The 21,944-nt window shown below is 68.8% G+C and carries 20 protein-coding genes and 1 tRNA gene; 10 read left to right on the top strand and 11 right to left on the bottom strand.

What is annotated here, in order from left to right; genetic code table 11:
- The first annotated feature begins 39 nt into the window (after positions 1-39).
- Together ACFSC3_RS12260 and ACFSC3_RS12255 are read left to right on the top strand one after the other, a co-directional pair.
- Entirely contained in the window at positions 40-2,385 is a 2,346-nt protein-coding gene (locus ACFSC3_RS12260; RefSeq protein WP_380940722.1) for a glycoside hydrolase family 95 protein, read from the top strand.
- The gene (locus tag ACFSC3_RS12255; protein ID WP_380940721.1) at positions 2,382-3,389 is read left to right on the top strand and encodes a zinc-binding alcohol dehydrogenase family protein; all 1,008 of its coding nucleotides are present in this window, start codon (positions 2,382-2,384) and stop codon (positions 3,387-3,389) included. Before ACFSC3_RS12260 ends, ACFSC3_RS12255 begins: the two co-directional genes overlap by 4 nt.
- A gap of 98 nt (positions 3,390-3,487) precedes the next feature.
- Here the strand turns inward: ACFSC3_RS12255 and ACFSC3_RS12250 are convergent, their stop codons facing one another.
- Positions 3,488-5,086, bottom strand: a complete 1,599-nt coding sequence (locus ACFSC3_RS12250) for a cryptochrome/photolyase family protein (protein ID WP_380940720.1) — start codon at positions 5,084-5,086, stop codon at positions 3,488-3,490.
- A gap of 49 nt (positions 5,087-5,135) precedes the next feature.
- Between ACFSC3_RS12250 and ACFSC3_RS12245 the strand changes: the two genes are divergently transcribed.
- Positions 5,136-5,810, top strand: a complete 675-nt coding sequence (locus tag ACFSC3_RS12245) for an SDR family NAD(P)-dependent oxidoreductase (protein ID WP_380940719.1) — start codon at positions 5,136-5,138, stop codon at positions 5,808-5,810.
- Between the two features lie 129 nt (positions 5,811-5,939).
- Here the strand turns inward: ACFSC3_RS12245 and ACFSC3_RS12240 are convergent, their stop codons facing one another.
- Together ACFSC3_RS12240 and ACFSC3_RS12235 are read right to left on the bottom strand one after the other, a co-directional pair.
- Positions 5,940-7,055 carry a zinc-binding dehydrogenase gene (locus ACFSC3_RS12240; RefSeq protein ID WP_380940718.1) on the bottom strand — a complete coding sequence of 372 codons (1,116 nt, stop codon included), beginning with the start codon at positions 7,053-7,055 and terminating at the stop codon, positions 5,940-5,942.
- Positions 7,012-8,373 carry a chymotrypsin family serine protease gene (locus ACFSC3_RS12235; protein WP_380940717.1) on the bottom strand — a complete coding sequence of 454 codons (1,362 nt, stop codon included), beginning with the start codon at positions 8,371-8,373 and terminating at the stop codon, positions 7,012-7,014. Before ACFSC3_RS12235 ends, ACFSC3_RS12240 begins: the two co-directional genes overlap by 44 nt.
- A 78-nt stretch (positions 8,374-8,451) precedes the next feature.
- On the opposite strand from ACFSC3_RS12235, the gene ACFSC3_RS12230 reads away from it, so the two are divergent.
- Positions 8,452-8,718 carry a hypothetical protein gene (locus ACFSC3_RS12230; RefSeq protein WP_380940716.1) on the top strand — a complete coding sequence of 89 codons (267 nt, stop codon included), beginning with the start codon at positions 8,452-8,454 and terminating at the stop codon, positions 8,716-8,718.
- Here the strand turns inward: ACFSC3_RS12230 and ACFSC3_RS12225 are convergent.
- The 5 genes from ACFSC3_RS12225 to ACFSC3_RS12205 are packed head-to-tail and all read right to left on the bottom strand — an operon-like array spanning position 8,706 to position 14,204.
- Positions 8,706-11,084 carry a TonB-dependent receptor gene (locus ACFSC3_RS12225; protein ID WP_380940715.1) on the bottom strand — a complete coding sequence of 793 codons (2,379 nt, stop codon included), beginning with the start codon at positions 11,082-11,084 and terminating at the stop codon, positions 8,706-8,708. The two genes, ACFSC3_RS12230 and ACFSC3_RS12225, sit on opposite strands and share 13 nt — an antisense overlap.
- Positions 11,041-12,006 carry a FecR family protein gene (locus ACFSC3_RS12220; protein WP_380940714.1) on the bottom strand — a complete coding sequence of 322 codons (966 nt, stop codon included), beginning with the start codon at positions 12,004-12,006 and terminating at the stop codon, positions 11,041-11,043. The genes ACFSC3_RS12225 and ACFSC3_RS12220 overlap by 44 nt, the downstream gene beginning before the upstream one ends.
- Positions 11,987-12,544 carry an RNA polymerase sigma factor gene (locus tag ACFSC3_RS12215; RefSeq protein ID WP_380940713.1) on the bottom strand — a complete coding sequence of 186 codons (558 nt, stop codon included), beginning with the start codon at positions 12,542-12,544 and terminating at the stop codon, positions 11,987-11,989. The genes ACFSC3_RS12220 and ACFSC3_RS12215 overlap by 20 nt, the downstream gene beginning before the upstream one ends.
- A gap of 21 nt (positions 12,545-12,565) precedes the next feature.
- On the bottom strand, positions 12,566-13,363 hold the full coding sequence (locus tag ACFSC3_RS12210; protein ID WP_380940712.1) for a ChbG/HpnK family deacetylase: 798 nt from the start codon (positions 13,361-13,363) through the stop codon (positions 12,566-12,568).
- Entirely contained in the window at positions 13,338-14,204 is an 867-nt protein-coding gene (locus ACFSC3_RS12205) for a glycosyltransferase family 2 protein (RefSeq protein ID WP_380940711.1), read from the bottom strand. The genes ACFSC3_RS12210 and ACFSC3_RS12205 overlap by 26 nt, the downstream gene beginning before the upstream one ends.
- A gap of 118 nt (positions 14,205-14,322) precedes the next feature.
- Here ACFSC3_RS12205 and ACFSC3_RS12200 point away from each other — a divergent pair, with 118 nt between their 5' ends.
- Positions 14,323-15,789: a hypothetical protein gene (locus tag ACFSC3_RS12200; RefSeq protein ID WP_380940710.1), complete on the top strand. Its 1,467-nt coding sequence runs from the start codon at positions 14,323-14,325 to the stop codon at positions 15,787-15,789.
- A 220-nt stretch (positions 15,790-16,009) separates the two neighbouring features.
- On the opposite strand, the gene ACFSC3_RS12195 is transcribed toward ACFSC3_RS12200, so the two are convergent.
- The 3 genes from ACFSC3_RS12195 to ACFSC3_RS12185 form a co-directional block, all read right to left on the bottom strand.
- Positions 16,010-16,444, bottom strand: coding sequence for a hypothetical protein (locus ACFSC3_RS12195; protein WP_380940709.1), 435 nt, complete (start codon positions 16,442-16,444; stop codon positions 16,010-16,012).
- An 18-nt stretch (positions 16,445-16,462) separates the two neighbouring features.
- The gene (locus ACFSC3_RS12190) at positions 16,463-16,765 is read right to left on the bottom strand and encodes a hypothetical protein (protein WP_380940708.1); all 303 of its coding nucleotides are present in this window, start codon (positions 16,763-16,765) and stop codon (positions 16,463-16,465) included.
- A 95-nt stretch (positions 16,766-16,860) separates the two neighbouring features.
- Positions 16,861-17,991, bottom strand: coding sequence for a zinc-dependent alcohol dehydrogenase family protein (locus tag ACFSC3_RS12185; RefSeq protein ID WP_380940707.1), 1,131 nt, complete (start codon positions 17,989-17,991; stop codon positions 16,861-16,863).
- Between the two features lie 407 nt (positions 17,992-18,398).
- On the opposite strand from ACFSC3_RS12185, the gene ACFSC3_RS12180 reads away from it, so the two are divergent.
- The 5 genes from ACFSC3_RS12180 to ACFSC3_RS12160 all read left to right on the top strand — a co-directional run bounded on the left by ACFSC3_RS12180 (position 18,399) and on the right by ACFSC3_RS12160 (position 21,877).
- Positions 18,399-18,854, top strand: coding sequence for an acyl-CoA thioesterase (locus tag ACFSC3_RS12180; RefSeq protein ID WP_380940706.1), 456 nt, complete (start codon positions 18,399-18,401; stop codon positions 18,852-18,854).
- Complete coding sequence (locus ACFSC3_RS12175) at positions 18,847-20,037, top strand: acetyl-CoA C-acyltransferase (RefSeq protein WP_380940705.1); 1,191 nt, start codon at positions 18,847-18,849, stop codon at positions 20,035-20,037. Before ACFSC3_RS12180 ends, ACFSC3_RS12175 begins: the two co-directional genes overlap by 8 nt.
- Before the next feature lie 48 nt (positions 20,038-20,085).
- Positions 20,086-20,159 (top strand) — tRNA-Gly (locus ACFSC3_RS12170).
- Positions 20,160-20,338: 179 nt separating this feature from the next.
- Positions 20,339-20,929: an NADPH-dependent FMN reductase gene (locus ACFSC3_RS12165; RefSeq protein WP_380940704.1), complete on the top strand. Its 591-nt coding sequence runs from the start codon at positions 20,339-20,341 to the stop codon at positions 20,927-20,929.
- A 117-nt stretch (positions 20,930-21,046) separates the two neighbouring features.
- A complete protein-coding gene (locus ACFSC3_RS12160; protein WP_380940703.1) occupies positions 21,047-21,877 on the top strand; it encodes an aldo/keto reductase in 831 nt (276 codons plus the stop codon).
- Positions 21,878-21,944 lie beyond the last annotated feature (67 nt).

Genomic DNA, 21,944 nt, shown 5'->3' with positions numbered 1-21,944 from the left:
TATTACAGGTTGCCAGACCGAAAGACCTGGGAGCTTGCGATGTTCAGTCGGCGCACGGTGATTGAAGGCGGCCTCGCCGCCGGTGCGTTCGGCGGCCTGTCTCCCACCCTTTCGGCGGCACAGTCCTCGGACGGAGGACGCGGTGCCCCGGCGACGACGATGCTGTGGCACGCCAAGCCCGCCCAGGCGTGGGTCGAGGGCTATCCGATCGGCAACGGCCGGATCGCGGCGATGCTGCTGGGCGGCGTGAAGCGCGAGCGCGTGCAGCTGAACGAAGGCACGTTGTTCTCGGGCGGCCCCTATCACAACGTCAATCCGGCCGCGCGCGATGCGCTGCCCGAGGTGCGGCGACTGATCTTCGCGGGCCGCTATGCCGAGGCGGAAACGCTGGCGAACGAGCGCGTCCAGGCGGTGCCCCGGCGCGAGATGTCGTACCAGTCGCTGGGCGACCTGACGCTCGACTTGTCGCAAGCGAACGACACGTCCTTCGCCGATTATCGCCGCGAACTCGATCTCGACTCCGCAGTGGCGACGGTGCGCTTCGTTTCGGACGGCATCCGCTACGAGCGGCAAGCCTTCGCTTCCGCGGTCGATGACGTGGTCGCGATCCGCATCACCGCCGACCGGCCCTTCGCGCTCGATTGCAGCCTGTCCAGCGGGCAGCGCGGCAGCGTGCGCTTGGACGATGACGGGCTGTGGATTGAGGGCGTCAGCAACACCGACTTCGACAATCCCGGCCGGCTGCGCTTTGCCGGCGGCGTCGCGGTCGTCACCGATGGCATCCGAACGAGCGACGCGGGCGGCATCCGGGTCCGCGACGCGCGGTCGGTGTTGGTGCTGATCGCCGCAGCCACCGCGTTCCGCTCTCCGGTCGATGTCAACGGCGATCCGGCAGCTTCGGTCCGCGCGCGGCTGTCGGCGGCGCGGGCCAAAGGGTGGGACGCGCTGCATGCCGCGCACGTCGCCGACCACCGCGCGCTGTTCCGCCGACTGTCGATCGACCTCGGCACGACCGAGGCGGCACAGCGCCCGACCGACAACCGCCTGTCGCGCGCGATGACCCGCGACGACCCGGCGCTGGCCGCGCTGATGGTCCAGTTCGGCCGCTATATGCTGATCGCCTCGTCGCGCGGCGGCGAGCCGGCGAACCTGCAGGGCAAGTGGAACGAGCTCAACCGCCCGCCGTGGGGCAGCAAATACACGATCAACATCAATACCGAGATGAACTATTGGCCGGCCGAGAGCGGCAATCTGGCCGAATGCGTCGAGCCGCTGACCCGGATGGTCGAGGAACTGGCGATCTCCGGCGCGCGGACGGCGCGGGAGATGTATGGCGCGCGCGGCTGGGTGGCGCATCACAATACCGACCTGTGGCGGGCCTCGGGGCCGGTCGACGGCGCGCGGACGGGGCTGTGGCCGATGGGGGCGGCGTGGCTGTCGTGCCAGCTGTGGGACCATTGGGATTACGGGCGCGACCCGACCTATCTGCGGCGCATCTATCCGCTGCTGCGCGGGGCGGCGCTGTTCTTCCTCGATACGCTGGTCGCGGATCCGGTGAGCGGCACGATGGTCACCAACCCGTCGCTGTCGCCGGAGAATGACCATGGTCACGGCAGTACATTGTGCGCCGGGCCGGCGATGGACCGACAGCTGTTGCGCGACCTGTTCGACCGGACCATCACCAGCGCGGAGACCTTGCGCACCGATGCCGCGCTGCGTCGCGAGCTGGCGGCGATGCGCGGGCGGCTTGCCCCCGACCGGATCGGCAAGGCAGGACAGTTGCAGGAGTGGCTGCTCGACTGGGACGCCGATGCGCCCCAACAGACGCATCGCCACACCTCGCACCTCTACGCGCTTTTCCCCAGCCAGCAGGTCAACACCGACGACACGCCCGACCTTGCCGCCGCCGTCCGCCGGTCGCTGGAGTTGCGCGGCGCGGATGCGACCGGCTGGGCGCTCGCCTGGCGGATCGCGCTGTGGGCGCATCTGCGCGACGCCGACCGCGCCTATGCGCAGGTACGGACCCTGCTTCAGAGCCAGCCCAACGCGACCGCAATGCCGGGCTATCAGCCGCCGTTCCAGGTCGACTGCATCTTCGGCGGCGCGGCGGGCATTCTGGAGATGCTGGTGCAGAGCCGCGACGAGAGGATCCAGCTGCTCCCTGCCCTCCCCGCCGCCTGGGCGAAGGGAAGCATCGCCGGAGTGCGCGTGCGCGGCGGATGCAGCGTCGATCTGGCGTGGGAGGGTGGACGGCCGACCTCGGTCATGCTCCACCCGACCCTTTCCGGCCGGCGCGTGGTGCGTCACGCCGGGCGCACGCACAGCGTTACACTCACCGCCGGGCGTAGCCTGCGCCTCGACCCGGCCATCTGGACCCGATCATGAAGACCATCGTCTGCGACGAACCCCACCGCCTGTCCCTGGTCGAGCGACCGATGCCGGAGCGCGCCGCGGGCGAGGTGCTGATCCGCATCGCCCGCGTCGGCATCTGCGGGACGGATTATCACATCTTCGCCGGCAACCAGCCGTTCCTCAGCTACCCGCGCGTCATGGGGCATGAGCTGGCCGGTCATGTGGTCGCAGCCGACCCCGACTCACCACTCGCGACCGGCGAACTGGTCACGATCAACCCCTATCTCGCCTGCGGGACGTGTGTCGCCTGTCGCAAGGGCAAGCCGAACTGCTGCACGCAGATTCATGTGCTGGGTGTCCACACCGACGGCGGCATGGCGGAGTATCTGACGGTGCCGGAAAGCGCCGTGGTTCGCGTGCCCGGCTTGACGCCCGACCAGGCGGCGATGGTCGAATTCCTGGCGGTCGGTTACCACGCGGTTCGCCGCGGCGACACGGCGGCGGGGGACCGTGTGCTGGTGGTCGGCGCCGGGCCGATCGGCGTCGGCGTCGCGCTGTTCGCCAGGCTGACGGGCGCGGATGTGACGTTGACCGACACCAGCGCCGAACGGCTGGCGCGCGCCTGCGACATCGTCGGTGTCGAGGGCGTGGTGGTCGATGCGGGCATCCGCGACACGCTGGCGGCGCGGACGGACGGCGATTTCTATGACATCGTGTTCGACGCGACCGGCAACGTCCGCGCGATGGAAGCCGGGTTCGGTTTCGTCGCGCATGGCGGCAGCTATGTGCTGGTCAGCGTGGTGAAGGACGACGTGACCTTCGCCGACCCCGAATTCCACAAGCGCGAAATGCGCCTGATCGGCAGCCGCAATGCGCTGGCCGACGACTTCGCGGGCGTCATCGCGGCGATCGCCGGCGGACAGGTCCCGACCGACCGCATCCGCACGCACGACTTCGCGCTGGACGAGGCGCCGGCGCGGTTTCCTGAACTGATTGCGGGGCAAGCATCGGTGTTGAAGGCGATTGCCACCGTCTAACGCCCCCTTCCGTTCGTGCTGAGCCTGTCGAAGCACCGCCTTTCTGCCGCCGGAAAAAAGGAACGGTGCTTCGACAAGCTCAGCACGAACGAGAAAGGTCAGGGGGCCGCCTTCGCCCACCCCGCCTTCGCAGGTTCCAGCGTGTCGAGAAACGCCTCCGCGCTCGCCAGATATTCGGCCCGTTTCTCCGCGCTCATCCGGCCCCATGTCCCGTACATCGTCCCCATTCGCGGATTGGCGGCGAAGCGCTTTTCGTGCCGCGCGAGGAAGTGCCAGTAGAGCGCATTGAACGGGCAGGCGTCCGGCCCCGTCTTCTGCTTCACGTCGTAGCGGCAGCGCCCGCAATAATCGGACATGCGGTCGATGTACGCGCCGCTCGACGCATAGGGTTTGGATGCGATCATGCCGCCATCGGCGAACTGGCTCATGCCGATGACATTGGGCAGCTCGACCCATTCATAGGCATCGAAATAGACGACCAGGAACCAGTCCGAAATCTCTTGCGGCGCGACGCCGGCCATCATCGCGAAATTGCCGAGCACCATCAGCCGCTGGATATGATGGGCATAGGCCTCGCGCTGGGTCTGGCCAATGCTTTCGCTCAGGCAGCGCATGTTGGTGTCGCCGGTCCAGTAAAATTCGGGCAGCGGCCGCGTCGCGTTCAGCGCGTTGCGCTCGGCGAATTTCGGCATGTCCCACCAGTACATGCCGCGGATATACTCGCGCCAGCCGATGATCTGGCGGATGAAGCCCTCGACCGAATTGATCGGGGCATCGCCGCGCGTGTACGCCTCCTCCGCCGCGCGACACACCTCGACCGGATCGAGCAGGCCCAGGTTCAGGCACAGCGACAGGCTGCTGTGGTACAGATAGTCCTGCCCTGCGATCATCGCGTCCTGATAGGGGCCGAAGTCGGGCAGCGCGGTCGCGATGAACTGGTCGAGCGCCTTCAGCGCCTGCTTGCGCGTGACCGGCAGGCCGAAGGGTTCGAGGTCGCCGAAATGCCCGTCGAACCTTTTGGCGACGAGACCCAGCACCTCCTTCGTCGTGTCATCGGGGCGGAAGCGTTCGGGCGGCGGGTAGTTCAGCCCGCGCGGCGGCGTGGCGCGATTGTCGCGGTCGAAGTTCCACTGGCCACCGACGGGCTTGCCATCGTCTTGCATCAACAGGCCGGTCTTGCGGCGCATCTCGCGATAGAAATATTCCATCCGATGCTCGCGCCGTCCCTGCGCCCAGCCGTAGAAGTCGACGATCGGACAAACGAAGCGGTCATCGGGCAGGATATCGACGGGCAGGCCCGTGCGGTCGGCCCATTCGTCCTGCGCGGCCCGCACGCGATATTCCGCACCCTCGACGACGCGGATCGATTTCGACTTGTGCCGCTTGGCCGCGCGGACGACCTCGCCGGTGAAGCTCTGCGTATTGCCGCGCGCGTCGAGCGTGACGTAATCGACCGTCCAGCCGGCGGCACGCAGGTCGTCGGCGAAGTGGCGCATCGCGGAGAAGATGAGCGCGATCTTCTTCTTGTGATGGCGCACATAGGTCGCCTCGTCCCACACCTCCATCATCAGCACGACCGCCTGCTTCGGATCGATGTCGCGCAGGGAGGCCAGGTCCGCCGACAGTTGATCGCCGAGCACGGGGATCAGGACGGGCGTGGGCGGGACCCGTCGGGCGGTTCGTTCGTCCTGATGCATGTAAGGCAGATGCCGGAATCGGACGCCCGGTTCCCATGCGGAGGAAAAGATGCGCCAGGCGGTCGTGATCGGAGCGAACGGCGGGATCGGTGCGGCGCTGGTCGCGCGGCTAGACCGGTCGGGCGAATTCGACCGCGTCCATGCCCTCGCACGCCCCACGCTCGACCTGACCGACCCGGCCAGTATCGAGCGTGCGGCGGCGGGGATCGCGGGGCCGGTCGCGCTGACGATCGTCGCGACCGGGCTGCTGCATGACGGCGACCGTCGGCCCGAGCGGAGCCTGAAGGAGCTCGATGCCGACTGGCTGCTCGATCAGTATCGCGTCAATACGGTCGGCCCGGCACTGGTGCTGCGCCATTTCGCACCGAAGCTGCCGCGCGACGACCGGGGCGTGATCGCCTGCCTGTCGGCGCGGGTCGGGAGCATTTCCGACAACCGGCTGGGCGGCTGGTACGGTTATCGCGCCGCCAAGGCCGCACTCAATCAGATCGTTCGGACAGCGGCGATCGAACTCGCCCGGACGCATCGCCAGGCGGTGTGCGTGGCGCTGCATCCGGGGACGGTTGAAACCGGACTGAGCGCCCCGTTCCGCGGCAATGTCGCTGCGGAAAAGCTGTTCACGCCGGACTATGCCGCGGAGCGGTTGCTGGTGGTGCTGGACGGGCTGACACCGGCGGAGAGCGGTGAAATCTTCGCGTGGGACGGCGCGCGGATCAGCCCGTAAATCCTCCCCTTGCAGGGGAGGTGGCACGCCGAAGGCGTGACGGAGGGGTGTCACCCCTCTACGGATAGCGGGACACCCCTCCACCACGCGCTGCGCGCGCGGTCCCCCTCCCCTTCCAGGGGAGGATTTTCAGCCCCGCGTCGGATCGATCAGGAACTTCTCGCCCGTCGCCTTGCGCTCATACGCACGCAGCACCTCCGGATCGAGCGCTTCGCTCAACCCGATCGTGCGCGTGTAGTTGCTGGCAAACGTCGTCTTCAGTTCGTCGAGCACGCGCTTGTGCATCCGCCCAGCGACCTCCGGCCCGACCTTTTGCAGGAACGGCGTCAGCAGCCAGCCCGACACGCTCCACTGGAACCCGAACGTCAAACGATTGAGCGTGGTAGGCGACGTGTCGAGCGCGCCGTAGATGTAGAGCTGCTTGAATTCGTTCGAGCCGTAGCGGTTATAGTCGGTCATCCGCCCGACCGCGGCGCGCTCCATCGCCTGGACGATGCGGCTGCCCAGCGTCCCGCCGCCGATCGCGTCGAAGGCGATGGTCGCGCCCGTCTCGGTCACGGCTGCGGTCAGTTGCGCGTCGAAATCCTCGTCGCGGCTGTTCACCACATGGGTCGCGCCGATGCCGCGCAGGATCGCGGCTTGTTCTTCCGATCGCACGATGTTCACCAGCGGCACGCCGTCGGCCAGGCAGATCTTCTGCAACATCTGGCCGAGGTTGGAGGCAGCCGCGGTGTGGACGATCGCCTTGTGCCCCTCCATCCGCGCCGTCTCCACGAAGCCGAGCGAAGTCAACGGGTTGACGAACAGCGATGCGCCATCCGCCGCGCTCGCGCCCTCGGGCAACGGCACCACGTCACGAGCACGAAGACGTCGGTGGTCGGCGAACATGCCGCCGCCGATCATCCCGACCAGTCTGCCCTCCAGCTCCTTCGCATCCTTGCCCGCCGCGATCACCGTGCCGGCGCCCTCATTGCCGACGGCAAGCGACTGGCCGATGCGCCCACGGACCGAACCCATCCGCGCCTCGGGCACCGTCAGTTCCACGCCGCTGCCGACCGTCTTCAGCGAGGCGACGTCGGCTGGACCGAGCAGCAGGGCGAGATCGCTGGGGTTGATCGGCGCGGCCTCGACCCGGACGATCACCTCGTCATCTGCGGGATCACCGATGTCGACCGTGTCGATCGTCAGCCGCAGCCGGCCGTCACTTTCGATCGTCGATCGCAGCTCGCGTGCGGTAAAGCCCATCCGTCGTCGCTCCTCGTAATGCAGGTCCGCCAGATGGGGTGGCAGGCGCGGTTAGCAAGCGCCAGGGGGCGGGCAGATAGTCGGTCGACATGAAGAACCAGAAGGCGCAGCTGCCGTCCGCGCGGTAGCTGCCGCCTTTCAACAGGCCATAGGCGGTGGTGCCGAGGAATACCGGCCCGCCGCTGTCGCCGCCCTTGCACGACGGCCCCGCGACCGTGGTCCAGGTCGGCAGGCACGCGCCCCCGCACAGGTCGCCCGCCGGCGCGAAGTCGGTCAGCTCGATCACCGAACAGCTATAGCCGGTGCGCTCGCCGCGGTGGCAGACGACGTCTCCGGCGCGCAGCCCCGCCCGTCCGCGCGCCCCGGTGACCGGACGACTGATCGTGCGCGCCGTATCGACGAAGAATTCGGGCGTCAGCGTGCCGGGCGTCAGATTGATCTGCACGTCTTGGTTGCCCCAGCCCCATTGCCCGACGAACGGCAGGTCGACATTCTGCCCGGCCGGATCACGCACGGTCAGCGTATCCGGACAATGCGCCGCGGTCGCCAGCGCGCTGCGCACGCCGTCGGTCACGGCAAAACCGGCGGTGCAGAGATACCGATGGGCGTCACCCGGCCGCGTACCCGTCATGCGTGTGCCGCCGGCGATACTGCCCAGGTCGAGCACCGGCTGGTCGACAACGCGCAGGCGCACCGGCACGCGGGTCAGCGCCGCCAGCCGCGCCCGCAACGCATCCGCCCCCTCCCGCTCGATATCGCGGCGCGAGACGACGGCGACCAGCTCGCCGGTACGCATGTCGACGCCGAGGCCGGGCGGTGCGAGCAGGCTGTCGCGGATCGTTGACTGATAGGATGCGATCGCCTGGACGAGCCCGGTTCGGGTGGTCGCGGCGCCGGTCTGGAAGACGATCGCGACGCGCTTACCGCCCAAATCGACGCTGCGATCGGGCACCGGGTCGGTCCCGGTCAGGCGGACGATGATGCGAAAATCGGGGCGATGCTCGATGGCGATACCGGCCAGCCGGTCGGCGTAGCGATCGGCGATGGCGTCGGTCTCCGCGACGCTCGCGGCTTGCAGACGCAGGTGGCGGAGTGCCTCGACCGGGGTCAGGTCCAAGCGCTCGGCGACGGCAGCCGCGTCGTGCGCCATCGGGTCGACCGATGACTGCACCTGCGCGGCGGCAGGGCTGATCGATACGAGCAAAAGGGCGAGGAGCAGCGCACCCCATCCGGATCGCGAGAAGACAGACCATGCGGTCCGCAGTCCGTTCGACACACACAGCAGGAACGGAGGCGGATCGAAGGTCACGCTCGCCACCCTGTCATCCCACAGGTGTCGCCAGACTGAACGCCATCCCGCTTGACGCCCGCCCGCGACCGCTAAAAAGCCGGTCGCATGGCGAAGAAGCGGCGATATCTGACGGCGACGATGCCGGACGGCTATGTGAAGACGATCGGGCCGACGTCCGCGCCGCTCACCCATTACTGGCGGATCGTCGCGGTACTGGCCAACGGCCGGACCGAAGTCTTCTGGGGCCATGCCAAGTCGTTCCGCGAGGCGGACGGCAAGCGCGCCGCGCTGGGCGAGGCCGCCCGCCAGCGCGGCTGGGTCCGCCACAGCTTCGAGATCGTCGAACTGACCGCGACCGATCACCAGCCGTAACTGACCCCCAGCCGAACGCTGCGCGGCCGGAGCGGCGTCTGCTGGTCGCGCAACGCGAAGGAGAAGGGGTTGCCGAACGCGAAGCGATTGGCATGGGCGTTGGCAAGGTTGTCGAGCGTCAGCGACACATCGACCCCGGCAACCCGCACACCCGCCGCCATGCCCAGCACGGCATAATCGCCCTGGCTGATGTCGAACAGGTCGCCGGTCCCCAGCACCGATCGCCCGACATAGTCGCCGGTCGCCTGGACATAGGGCGCCATCGCCGCGCTCTTCCAGCGATAGGAAACCGCCGCATGCGCAGCGAACGGCGGCGTGTTCGGCAGGCGGCGGTTGTCCGGACTGGACAGGTCGGCGACCGGCCCGGACACCAAAGTATCGGTCAGCAGGAACGCACCCTGTACCTGGAAACCGGTCAGCGGAATCCAGTCCAGCGTCCCTTCCAGCGTTTGGATGCGCGCGTCGCCCAGATTGTCGGTATAGGGCAATCCGCGCCGGTTGATCAGGTCGGCCTGGATATCCCGCCACCGCGCGACCGATACGCCGAGCGAGGCGGCGACGCCGTGCGTGCCGTGGCGGACATGGCGAACGCCCACCTCGCCCACCGTGATCGAATCGGATCGATAATCGGCGACCCGGCCGATCCCCGGCGCCACCGACAGGCCGCCGGTGCGGTATCCGGTCTGAAAGCGGCTGAAGACCGCCAGATCGGACGCGATCTGCCAGGATGCCGCCAGCGTCGGGTCGACGCGGCGGGTCGATCGACCGCGAACGAAGCTGCCCGACACCGGGGTCGCGGATGGGGAGCCATCGGTCCGCCCGGCAGTACCGCGCGCGCCGGCGGTCAGCGACAAGCTGCTTCCCAGCGCGACGGTCATTTCCCCGAAGACAGACGTCGACTTGGTCACGTTCGTCACGCCGATGATGCTGCGTTCGGTCGTCGGCCCGGCGACCGTGCGGGTCAGGATGTCGCGGTCGCCGACGATGGTCACGCCGACGACCCAGCTGTCCCCGCTCTCCAGTGTGCGCGACAGTCGGGTCTCATGGCTTTCGAGGCGCTTCGACCGGCGCGATCGATAGATGATCGGCGCGCTGGCGGTCGCCGGCGTCGCGTCGAACTGTTCGGTCGAATGATAGCCGACGATCCCCGTCGCGGTCAGCAGGTGCAGTCCACTCGACCAGCGCCGCGCCAGCGCCAGGCGACCGAAGGTGAGGTCGCTTTCGAACGGCTGGGCGATGATCGACCGGCGCGTCAGCGGCCCGGCGGTGCCCTCGCTATACTGGCCGTCGTTCGCGGTGATCCGCTGCGCCGCGCCGCTCGCCTCGATCCGCCAGCCGTCCGCCGTGTCGAACCGGACGCCCAGCCGTCCGCCGACCGTCCGGTCCGAATTGATATCGGCGAGACCCCGGCGCGCGTCGTGAATATAGCCGCCGCCCCGCACGCCATAGACGAGCGCTCGCACCCCCAGCCGCTCGCGGACGACAGGCAGGTTGAGCATCGCCGCCACGTCCGTCCCGAGTGAGCCCCCTTCCGTCGCGGTCGCGCCGGCGATAACGCCCGCGGCCGACGCGCGCAGGTCGACCGGCGCCGAGGTCAGGCGGATCACGCCACCGATCGCGCCCGATCCGTACAGCGTGCCCTGCGGCCCCTCCAGCACCTCCACGCTCTGGATGTCATAGAGGCGCAGGCCCGGGTCCGGCCCGGAATAGGTCAGCTGGACATCGTCGAGATAGATACTGGTCGGCGACTGGGTGCTGCCGCTGAAGCTGCTGTCGGCGACGCCGCGGATGAACAGCTTGTTGCGCCCGCGCCCCAGCTGTGTGCTCTGGAGAACCGGCACCCCGCGCGCCGCGTCGACCAGACTGCCGACGACGCCGAGCGGTGTCGCGGTGGTCAGGTCGATCATCGTCACGCTGCCGGGATAGCGCAGCAGCGGAATGTCCTGCTTGCTGGCCGTCACCACGACATCGCCCGCAGGCGGGCGTTCGGGGCGCATCGGCGCGGGGCGGACACGGCGCGGCGCCGGCCGAGCGACGGGCGCGCGTTCGATGCGGAATGCTCCGGAGGGCAGCGCGACCGCACGATACGGCGTGCCGGACAACAGCTTCGCCAGCGCCGCCCGTACCGACATACGCCCGCGCAAACCCCGCGTCGGGACAAGCCGCAATCCGGGTTCAGTACTGATGATCTCGACGCCGGCGGCACGCGACAGACCGGTCAGTGCAACATCCAGCGTGCTCGGCCGCAGTCCGACGACGACATCGCGGGCGCAGGCAGGTCCGGCCGAAAAAAGGGCGAACGCGAGGACCGCGCCGACAGCGTTACCGCCCCGCGCCCTCCGCCAAGACCCAGCCCTGCTTGTCACGTCGCCACGTCGCCCCGATCAGCTCCGCCAGATGCGGGACATCGCGGTCGGCCGTCCCCGAAAAGCGGACCATGCCGGTAAAGGGCCGCGCGGACAAGCCGGGCGAGAGGATGATGTGAAAACCGTAGAGCCGCTCCAGCGCCGCAGCGACTTCGCCCAGCGGTTCGGAGGTGAAGGTCAGCACACCCTCGCGCCAGCCGCCGACCTCGCGCGGGGCGACGGTCGACCGCACAAAATTCGTCGCGCCCGACGTCGCCTGGAGCGCGTCGCCCGGATTCAGCCGGACGGCAACCCCCTTCGGTTCGTAGACGACCGCGCCCTCGGCCACCGCCACTGACAGGTGATGACCATCGCTCGCGACGTTGAAGACGGTGCCGACATCCTGCACCGTCCGGCCGTCGGCGACGACGACGAACGGCGCGCCCGGATCGTGGCGGACATGGAACAGCGCCTCGCCCGCCTCCAACGCGGCAAAGCGCGGGGCGGCGCGATCGAGTCGCAGGCGCGTGCCGCCGCTCAATTCGATGCGCGAGCCGTCGGGCAGATCGACCGAACGCCGCTCGCCCGCCGCGGTCGCGACGACATAGGGATCGGCGCGCGTCGGCAGCAGCGTGATCGCCAGCAGCGCCGCGACGCCCGCCGCGACGGCACCACCACCCGCCAGCCACCAGCCGCGGCGGCGCGGAGAGGCTGCGCACGCGTCATTATCGTTACCGGCTAAGGGCGCGGGCGCCGGAAAGGCGCGCGCATCCAATGCACGATCTGCGGCCGCGATCCGGTCATAGGCCGCGGCATGGGCCGGATCGGCCTCCAGCCAATCGACGAACGCCGCCCACACCTCGGGCGTGGCGTCGGGCAGGCGCACATGCCAGGCGATGGCCCGGTCGATCATATCTGCGCCGTCAATGTTCACGATCGGCATCCCTTCCGCCATCAAGACGATGCGGTGCAGTGCAACCCTCACCTGTCGCGGCCATATGGTCGTGAAGTTTGCGATAGGCGCGCTGGAGCAGCTTCTCGACGCCGCTGACACTGATCCCCAGATGATCGGCGATCGCCCGTTGCGACTGGTCCTCGATCCGGAACATGCGCAGCGCCGTCGCCATGCGCTCGGGCATGTCGGCGATCGCCGCCTCGACCGCCCGCCATTCGCTTCGTCCTGCCAGCACGCGTTCGGGATCGGGCACGTCGTCGTCGCCCGGCTGATCGTTCAGCCAGGCGGTGTCGCGCGCGGCGCGGCGCGCGGCGGAGATGCGCTGGTCGGTCGCGAGATTGGCAGCGACGCGGTAGAGAAAGGCGGCCGGCTGCGCGATCGGGCGGTCGGCGAGCTGGTCGATGCGCAGCCACATATCCTGTAGCGCGTCTTCGGCATCCTCGGGCGACCCCAGCCGCGCGACCAGCAGCCGCCGCAGCATCGGCTGTTGTTCCAGGAAGATGGCCCGCAGGCCGCCGTCATCCACCGTCGCACATGACCCATATGGTCAGGCGGGAAACGCCAGACCTTCCTGCGCAGCAATGTAGGTTATGTCGAGCGCGCGCAAGGCTTTGGCCTCATCGGGACGTGCCGACCCGATCGCATCATTCTCGCGCAGGCCATCGCCGGGGTGACACATGACGAGATGCTGCTTGCCCGGCCGGCGCAGGAATTGCGGGAACAGCGCGGCATAGTCGGACGTGAAGTCATAGTGACCGGCAAAGCCGTCGTTCGTCGCCAGCCCCTTTGCGGCGGCTGCGCGGGCGAAGCCGCGGGCGTGAAGCGCACTGCCGATCGCCTTGCCGCGAAACGGCCGCGCCAGCATCGCGCGCAGCCGGTCGGCGGGATTGCGCAGCCATGCATGTGGTGCACGGCGCGCGGTTTCCGCGAGGACGATGTCGCGGATGCCGGGCAGCGCATGGCTGTGCTGATGCCCGTCGACGAAAGCCGGAGGGCGGCCCATCACCGTCATGAACGCGTCGAACTGTGCCGTCACTTCGGCCGCGATTTCGTCGAGCGGCAGGTGCCCGATGCGACGGCGCAGGTCGCCGATGCCGGGCAAGATGCCATCGGGCGCGAGCATCGGCATCGCGGTCAACGGCCGCTCCTCGGTCAGCGTCAGGTGCAGCCCGATCTCGACATACGGCGGCAGATCGGCGAGCAATGCGCTGTCCGTCGGCCAATTGGGCATTCCGGCCATGCAGCCGATCGCGTTCAGCTTCCCCGCGCGGGCCAGGTCCGCGATCGTCTGGCTGACTGCGGGCGAAAAGGCGAAATCGTCAGAGCACAGGATGAGGCGACGCAAACACGGGTCCTTCGTCGAACTGGAACTGACGCTCGCGGATGCGGTGGCTCGCGAGGCGTCGACGCATCAGGCGCGGTCCCAGAAATTCGTAGAAGAACCAGTCGCCCGCGAACGGCGCGGCCAGCGAATACATCAGCCGCTCCAGCCCCGTCCAGCGGATCGACGCGCGGTCGCGCTCGCGTGGCGACGGCGCGCACCAGAAATCGCGGGAATAGCGCATCGTACCGCACCGACCGCCCTTCCCCAGCGCGCGGTGAATGATCTCGTGATCCTCCAGCACCAGGTTCCAGCGGGCGGGGTCGAACCCACCACCCTGGCGCAACGTCCGCGTGCAGAACGCCTGCCCCGCCCCGCCGGTGTGCGATTGGCGCGGTAGCAGCCGGCCGATGAGCGTGACGGTCCGCGCGCGAGCCCGACGCGTGTCCTCGTCGGTCCCCGGCTCGATGAAATAGGCGCCGGCGACGACGCATCCCTTGCGCGACAGCAACGCACCGGCCTGCGCGAGATAGCCGGCAGGATACAGCGTGTCGGCGTCGCAGGTCGCGGTCCACCGGGTGTGCGCGTGCACGAAGCCGGCCTGGAGCGCGGCGACCTTGCCCGGCGTCCGTTCGACGACCAGCAGGTGATCGATCCCGTGCGCCCGCGCCGCAGCCACGGCAATCTCGGCGCTACCGTCGGTCGAGGCATTGTCGATCAGGATCAGGCGGAACGTCACGGTCTGCGCGGCAAGACTGGCGATGGTCGCGGCCAGATAGTCGCGTTCGTTGAAGAACGGCAGCAAGACCGTCCACAACGGCGCAGCCGTCCGCGCCTGGGAAACCCTGTCGAGATCGAGATACATCAGCCTGGCCCGCCACCCCTATGGGGACAAGACGCCACGCCCGGCGACGACCCGCACCTCGATCATGAAAATATGCTCGGTGACGAGGAACTCTTCGACGACTAGAGCGTGCCGCGCGATGGATGGCCGCAGGATCGACGGGCGCGGATGGCGCGAATGGACGGTGGCGGTGCTGTTGCTGGCGGTCGCCGTCGCTGTCCGCGCGCGGGATTTCGGCAATCCGGTGATCCATGTCGATGAGCAATATTATCTGCTGGTCGGCGACCGGATGCTGTCGGGCGCGGTCCCCTATGTCGACCTGTGGGACCGTAAGCCGATCGGGCTGTTCCTGATCTTCGCCGCGATCCGGATGCTGCCGGGCGACGGTGTGCTGGCCTATCAGCTGGTCGCGACCGTCTGCGCCGCGGCGACCGCGTGGCTGATCGCGCGCGGCGGACGGCGGCTGGGCGCGAGTATGATCGGCTCGGTCGCGGCGGCGGTCGCCTATATCGTCTGGCTGTCGTTTCTCAGCGGGCGCGGCGGGCAGTCGCCGGTGTTCTACAATCTGTTCGTCGCGGCCGGTGGCGTGCTGACGCTGGGATTGCCGGCGCGGGCGCAGGCAAGCGATCGAAGCGCGATCCTGTGGAGCGGCTGCATCGCCTGCCTTCTCGCCGGAATGGCGATCCAGGTCAAATATACGCCCGTGGTCGAAGGCGCGATGTTCGGCGCGGCGCACCTTTGGTATCTGCACCGGGCCGGCGCTCGCTGGGGCTATCTGACCGGGGCCGCGCTGCTGTGGATGCTGCTCGGCCTCGCGCCGACATTGGTCGTGATCGCCGCTTATGCCGCGGCCGGCGCGGCGACGTTCGATGCCTTCTGGTTCGCCAATTTCATGTCCGTCACGCTGCGCCGGGGCTATCCGGCGGCCAAGATCGTCGCCCGACTGGCGGGGACGAGTGCGCAGCTTTCGGTCCTCGCCGCCTGCGTCGTCGCGAGCCTGCGCGACCGACCGCGATCGGCGGAGACGGTGCTGGCGGCGGCTTGGCTGGCGGCGGCGCTCGTCGCCTTCGCGATGATCGGGGCGTTCTTCGATCATTACGCCCTGCCCCTGCTGGTCCCGATCACGATCCTCGCCGCGCCCGCGCTCGGCCGCCATCGCTGGGCGCGGATCGCCGTCGCCGCCGGCGCGGTCATCCTCGCGATCTTCCACCTGTCGACCGAGCGTGACGAGCGCACCACCGCCCGCACCGCCGCCGCGATCCTCGCAAAGCACCGGGATGCCGGCTGCCCCTATGTCTTCGCCGGCGATTCGGTACTGTATCTGCTGTCCCGCACCTGCGTGCCGACGCCCTACGCCTTCCCCTCGACACTGGCCTATGAGCCCGAGCGTGGCGCCGTCGGCATCGACGAGGCAGCCGAAGTCGCCCGCATCATCGCCACCCGCCCGCCGGCGATCGTGACGATGGACGAGCCGCTGGCGCCGTGGAACGCGGCGAGCCACCGCATCGTCGCCACCGCGATCGCGCGCGACTACAGACTCGCCGCCCGGCTACCGCGGGAGGGCCGCCACCTGCTGGTCTACGTCCGCCGCGACCTTAGGGATTGATTCGAGACGTCCACGTGCTCCGGCCTGCGCCGGAGCACGGAGGGATTGGTCAGCGCTTTGGCGGATCGGGTCGCGCAATGCTCTTTCCTGTCATCCCGGACTCGATCCGGGATCCAGAGCCGCAAGCCGTGTCGCTCGTCACCCTGGGTCCCGGATCAAGTCCGGGACGACGATTCCTCGGGGCGACCGTCTAACGCCCGCTTATGAATGTCGATCGCCTCTAAAAACTCAGCGACCAGCGTGCCTCGGCCTGCGTGTCGAGCCGCTGGTCCTCGCTCAGGCGCGCACCGGTGACGGGGCGGTGGAGCGATGAGAGCGACACGCGCCAGCCCATCGCCAGCCGCCCCGCTTCCATCGGCTGCTCGCCCAGGAACAGGCGCATGCCCTGGCCCGCCGCCGGTCCGCCGAAGTCGACGAAGTCGGGTCCGTTGAACAGCCGGCGTCCGCGGGCGCGGCCGACGCGCAGGTAATCGACGCCGATCGACGGCCCCGACCCGCGCGACACTTCCAACCCGGCGGTGGAGACATCGGTCGACAGCCGTCGCGCCGGGGTCGGCAACAGGTCGCGCTTGCGCCGGATGGAGGCGTTGGCGACGCTCGCGCGCAGCTGCACCTCGCCCAGCTCGACGGCGGCAGAAGCGCCGAGGCTGAGCATCGTATAGCGATCGGAGCGCTACGGGCTGTCCGACCCGCCGCGCCCGCCCGACACGCGCACCGCGCTGAACGTCAGGTCGATCGGGCCGTTCAGCCGCAGTTCGTCGGCCTGGTTGCGCTGGATGGCGATACGGTCCTGCTGCTGCAGCGCGTCGACTGCGATCGCCCGGCTGCGCAGGCCCTGTGGCATCGTCGCGGCGTAATCGAAATGCCGCTCGATCAACGGGCTGCGTCGGATCGTCGTCGGGACGGGATCGCACACGACGGCGGTCGGTGCGCAACCGGCGAATGCGACGAGTAACGGCAACAGCCCCATGCCCATGTCCCCCCGCCGATTAGACGACACGCCGTGTCCCGATCCGCACGGCGTGGAACGAATTACGTCAAAATTCTGTCGAAAGTTGTAATTCCTGAACTCTACGCGTCGAAACGCACGATCTGACGCACCGCCCGCCCGGCATGCAGCGCGTCGAAGCCGGCGTTGATCTCGTCCAGCGTCAGATACCCGCTGACCAGTCGATCGACCGGCAGCCGCCCTGCCCGATAGAGTGCGATGAAACGGGGTATGTCCCGAGTTGGCACACAGGTACCGATGTAGCTGCCCTTCAGCGTCCTCTCCTCGGCGACCAGCGACACGATGTTGACGGGCAGCGCCGCGTCGGGTGGCGGCAGGCCGGCAGTCACCGTCGTGCCGCCCCGCGCCGTCATCGCGACCGCGGCCTCCAGCGCGCGCACCGCGCCGGCCATCTCCAGCACGACGTCGCAGCCGCCACCGGTCAGCGCCCGGACCTGGGCCACGGCGTCCTCCCCCGCCTGGACGGTCGCCGTCGCGCCCAGCGTCGCGGCGAGCGCGAGCTTGTCGGCGTCGAGATCGACGGCGATGACCTGCGCCGCACCCGCCGCCAGCGCGCCCAGCACCGCGGCCAACCCGACACCGCCCAGCCCGACCACCGCGACCGTCTGCCCCGCCTTGACCTCGGCGGTATTCACCACCGCGCCGACCCCGGTCAGCACCGCGCAGCCGAACAGCGCCGCCTCGTGCAGCGGCAGGTCGCGGTCGATCTTCACCAGCGACCGGCGCGACACGACTGCATGGCTGGCGAAGGCCGAACAGCCGAGATGATGGTGCACCGGCGCCCCGTCGGCGCCTGCCAGCCGGACGTCGCCCGCCAGCAGCGTCCCCGCCCCGTTCGCGGCGGCCCCCGGCTCACACAACGCCGGTCGTCCGCCGGCGCACGGCACGCAGTGGCCGCAACTGGGCACGAACACCATGATGACATGATCGCCGACCGACAGATCGTCGACGCCTGCACCCAGGGCTTCGACCACGCCCGCCGCCTCGTGCCCCAGCGCCATCGGCAGCGGGCGCGGGCGCTGGCCGTTGATGACCGACAGGTCGGAATGGCACAGCCCGGCGGCGGCGATCCGTACCAGCACCTCGCCGCGTCCCGGTGGCTGGAGGTCCAGCGTCTCGATCCTCAGCGGCCGGCTGTCGGCATAGGGCATGGCGGCCTCGCGGTGGCGCAGGACGGCGGCGGTGATCTGCATGGGCGCGGGCTTTCCGGCTGTTGACGCATGACCCTATCGCACCGGACGACGGCGGCAACCGCTTCGCGTCAGCGCGCCGCTCGGCTAGGGTCCAAACCCAATCAATCCAATGGCCGTGATTGCCCTATCGTGTTCGTCCGGCAAGAAGCGGGATGCAGCAGGTAGCGGCGCTACCTGCAAGCCTCGCGACGCAGACCGGCGGACGCGATAGGGCAACCGCGTAGGGCACCCATCAAAGTATTACTTCGATGGGACCCGGGAGCGGCGGGCCGATTTTGGCCCAGGGCTGCGGCGCTCGTCGGTCACGATGCAATAGCATCGCTCCGCTCCTCGCTTCTTGCCCTGAACCAAAATCGGCTCCGTCACGGCCGTTGGATTGATTGGGTTTGGACCCTAAGCTCAGCGCCATGCCCCGCCTCCCATTCCGCCCGCGCGACGCCTATCGCCACTGGCAGCCCATCGTTACCCGATGGAGCGACAATGATCAGTACGGCCACGTCAATAATGCCATCTATTACCAGTGGTTCGACACCGCAGTGAACAACTGGCTGTTCGGTGCCGGCCTGCTCGACGTCGCGGCCGGCGAGACGATCGGCTTGGTGGTGGAAACCGGCTGTCGCTACGCGCACGCCTTGTCCTATCCGCAGCCCGTCGAGATCGGGCTGGCGGTCGAGCATGTCGGCACGTCCAGCGTCGCCTATGTTCTCGGTGCCTTCGCTTCCGGCGAAGCCGAGGCCGCGGCGGAGGCGCGCTTCGTCCACGTCTATGTCGACCGCGTCGACCGCCGGCCCCGCCCGCTCGCCGACGCCTGGCGCGCGGCGCTCGCCACCATCGCTCTCGATCCGGATGCCGCCCATGCGTGAAGCCGCCATCATCGCCACCGCCCGCACCGGCATCGGCAAGGCCTATCGCGGCTATTTCAACGCGACGGAGGCGCCCGAACTCGCCGGCTTCGCGATGACCGGGGCGATCGCACGCGCAGGGATCGACCCGGTACGGATCGACGACATCTTCTGGGGCGTCGGCAGCCAGTGGGGCGAACAGGGCGGCAATGCCGGGCGGATGGCTGTCTTCGCCGCCGGCCTGCCGCAGTCGGTGCCGGCCTTCACGCTCGACCGCAAATGCGGCTCCGGCCTGACCGCGGTCGCGCTGGCGGCCCGCTCGATCATCGCCGGCGATATCGACATCGCGCTGGCCGGCGGCTCGGAATCGATCAGCCATACGGTCACGAAGGGCGCACCGCGCATGGCCGCGCGATCGGTGACGGACCGCGTCCCGCACGCGACGATGGCGATGATCGAAACCGCCGAGGTCGTCGCGATGCGCTATGGCATCACCCGCGAGGCGCAGGACCGCTACGCCGCCGAGAGCCAGCAGCGCGCCGCCGCCGCGGCATCGCGCATCGCGGAGGAGATCGTCCCCGTCACGGTCGACCACGCATTGCTCGACAAGGCGGGCGAGGTGACCGGCACCGAGACGATCACCGTCACCGCTGACGAGGGCGTCCGTCCCGGTACCACCTACGACGCGCTGGCGGGGCTTCGCACCGTCTGGTCGGGTGGCACGCTGGTGCCGGAGGGTCGCGCGATCACCGCCGGCAACGCCAGCCAATTGTCGGACGGTGCCGCCGCGCAAATCCTGATGGACCGCCAGATGGCGCACGCCGAGGGCAAGGATATCCTTGGCATCTACCGCGGCTTCCAGGCGGCCGGCTGCGCGCCCGAGGAAATGGGCATCGGCCCGGTCCTCGCCATCCCCAAATTGCTCGACCGCGCCGGGCTGTCGGTCGACGACATCGGGCTGTGGGAGGTGAACGAGGCGTTCGCCAGCCAGTGCCTCTATTGCCGCGACACGCTCGGCATCGATCCGGCGCGGTACAACGTCAACGGCGGCGCGATCGCGATCGGCCACCCGTTCGGCATGACCGGCAGCCGCCTGGTCGGCGCGGCGTTGCTGGAGGGTCGCCGCCGCGGCGTGCGCCATGTCGTGGTCAGCATGTGCACGGCAGGCGGCATGGGCGCGGCCGGACTGTTCGAAATCGTCTGATCCGGATTGACCCGCAGGCGGCGATTGTGCGAAGCGGTCGTCCGGCGCGCGGGTGTAGCTCAATGGTAGAGCAGAAGCCTTCCAAGCTTACGACGGGGGTTCGATTCCCCTCACCCGCTCCAGCCGTCGCAGCAGATTAGCTGCGCTAATCTGCGCCTCGACGACGGCTCGGCCGGCGCCGGCGAAGCGGCGACCGACGGCATGGCTTCGCCATGCCGTGCCCGATGGCCTATACAAAGCATTCCGCCAACCCTCCGCTTCGGATAGGCTGCCGCTCCCGCCCCCGAACCGGAGCCGCCCCATGCCCGACCGCATCCTCGTTTTCTACGGCTCCTACCGCTCCGACCGGCAGGGCATAAAGCTCGCGCAGTGGCTGGTCGCCGCCTTCCGCGAGCGCGGCGCCGAGGCCGAACTGATCGATGCCAAGGCGGTCGACCTGCCGATCCTCGACCGCATGTACAAGGAACATGCCCCCGGCGCCGCGCCGCCCGCGCTGGAGGCGCTCGCCGGCAAGATCCGCGCCGCCGACTCCTTCGTCTTCGTCACCGGCGAATATAATTGGGGCGTGCAGCCGGGATTGAAGAACCTGACCGACCATTTCCTGGAGGAATGGTATTGGCGCCCCGCCGCGATCGCCAGCTACTCCGCCGGCCGCTTTGCCGGCGCGCGCGCGGGCCTCGCCTGGCATGGGACGCTGTCGGAAATGGGCATGGTCGTGACGTCGAGCACGATCGCGGTCGGCGGGATCGGCAGTGCTTTCGACGCCGATGGCCAGCCTGCCGGTGACGGCGGCAAGGCGCTCACCCGCGCGTTCCCGCGCTTCGCCGACGATCTCGCCTGGTGGACCGAAGCCGCCCGCGAGCAGCGGAGCCGCCGGCCCCCGCCCTATTGAGACGGTTTCACGAGATTTCGATCGACTGGCGTCCCTTCGTCAGCATTGACGTCTGGTCGGCACCTTTTGCGGGCGCGGCCGAATGATCCGACGAGCGATCTCGGACGTTCACCGTGCATGAAGACAATATGCTTCCCCGACGGCACGACCGTACCCGCACTCGGCCAGGGCACTTGGATGATGGCGGAGGATTACGGTCGCCGGTCGCAGGAAATCGCCGCTCTGCGGGAAGGATTGTCGCTCGGCCTGACGCTCATCGACACCGCCGAGATGTATGCGGACGGCGAGGCCGAACGCCTCGTCGGCGAAGCGATCGCCGGCGTTCGCGACGAGGTGTTTCTGGTCAGCAAGGCCTATCCCCAGAACGCGTCGCGCACGCGGCTCCCGCGCGCCTGCGAAGCGAGCCTAGACCGGCTCGGCACCGACCGGATCGATCTTTACCTGCTCCACTGGCGCGGTTCCGTCCCGTTGACCGAAACGGTCGAGGCGATGGAGAGGCTGGTCGCCGACGGCAAGATCCTGCGCTGGGGCGTCAGCAATCTCGACATCGACGACATGGACGAGCTGATCGCGAGCGGCGGCAAGGGCTGTCAGACCGATCAAATCCTATATAATTTGACGCGTCGTGGTCCCGAATATGACCTGATACCCTCGCTGGCCAACCGACAGATGCCGGTCATGGCCTACAGTCCGGTCGAGCAGGGCCGGCTGCTCGGGCACCGTGGCCTTGTCGCCATGGCACAGGCCCGGGGCGCGACGCCCGCGCAAATGGCCCTCGCCTGGCTGCTGCGGCGGGACGGCATCATCCCGATCCCCAAGGCCGGATCGATCGCGCATGTTCGCGAGAACCGGGCCGCCCTGGACCTCGCACTGTCTGATGCCGAAGTGCAGCGTCTCGACGAGCTGTTCCCTCCACCGCGCGGTCCCGAGTCATTGGCGATGCTATGAGGCGACCCACAACGCCGACACCGCCGACAACGGGTCGCGCCAACCGACCCATAGCCGGCGCCACGAC

The organism is Sphingomonas floccifaciens, from assembly GCF_042681125.1.
Lineage (GTDB): Bacteria > Pseudomonadota > Alphaproteobacteria > Sphingomonadales > Sphingomonadaceae > Sphingomonas > Sphingomonas floccifaciens.
Note: the sequence above shows the minus strand (reverse complement) of the source record. Positions and strands in the feature narration are given on the sequence as shown.

Coding starts and splice junctions, on each gene's coding strand:
- ACFSC3_RS12260 (WP_380940722.1), top strand. CDS start 40: ATGTTCAGTCGGCGCACGGTGATTGAAGGCGGCCTCGCCGCCGGTGCG.
- ACFSC3_RS12255 (WP_380940721.1), top strand. CDS start 2,382: ATGAAGACCATCGTCTGCGACGAACCCCACCGCCTGTCCCTGGTCGAG.
- ACFSC3_RS12250 (WP_380940720.1), bottom strand. CDS start 5,086: ATGCATCAGGACGAACGAACCGCCCGACGGGTCCCGCCCACGCCCGTC.
- ACFSC3_RS12245 (WP_380940719.1), top strand. CDS start 5,136: ATGCGCCAGGCGGTCGTGATCGGAGCGAACGGCGGGATCGGTGCGGCG.
- ACFSC3_RS12240 (WP_380940718.1), bottom strand. CDS start 7,055: ATGGGCTTTACCGCACGCGAGCTGCGATCGACGATCGAAAGTGACGGC.
- ACFSC3_RS12230 (WP_380940716.1), top strand. CDS start 8,452: ATGGCGAAGAAGCGGCGATATCTGACGGCGACGATGCCGGACGGCTAT.
- ACFSC3_RS12220 (WP_380940714.1), bottom strand. CDS start 12,006: ATGCCGATCGTGAACATTGACGGCGCAGATATGATCGACCGGGCCATC.
- ACFSC3_RS12205 (WP_380940711.1), bottom strand. CDS start 14,204: ATGTATCTCGATCTCGACAGGGTTTCCCAGGCGCGGACGGCTGCGCCG.
- ACFSC3_RS12200 (WP_380940710.1), top strand. CDS start 14,323: ATGGATGGCCGCAGGATCGACGGGCGCGGATGGCGCGAATGGACGGTG.
- ACFSC3_RS12195 (WP_380940709.1), bottom strand. CDS start 16,444: ATGCTCAGCCTCGGCGCTTCTGCCGCCGTCGAGCTGGGCGAGGTGCAG.
- ACFSC3_RS12190 (WP_380940708.1), bottom strand. CDS start 16,765: ATGGGCATGGGGCTGTTGCCGTTACTCGTCGCATTCGCCGGTTGCGCA.
- ACFSC3_RS12185 (WP_380940707.1), bottom strand. CDS start 17,991: ATGCAGATCACCGCCGCCGTCCTGCGCCACCGCGAGGCCGCCATGCCC.
- ACFSC3_RS12180 (WP_380940706.1), top strand. CDS start 18,399: ATGCCCCGCCTCCCATTCCGCCCGCGCGACGCCTATCGCCACTGGCAG.
- ACFSC3_RS12175 (WP_380940705.1), top strand. CDS start 18,847: ATGCGTGAAGCCGCCATCATCGCCACCGCCCGCACCGGCATCGGCAAG.
- ACFSC3_RS12165 (WP_380940704.1), top strand. CDS start 20,339: ATGCCCGACCGCATCCTCGTTTTCTACGGCTCCTACCGCTCCGACCGG.
- ACFSC3_RS12160 (WP_380940703.1), top strand. CDS start 21,047: ATGAAGACAATATGCTTCCCCGACGGCACGACCGTACCCGCACTCGGC.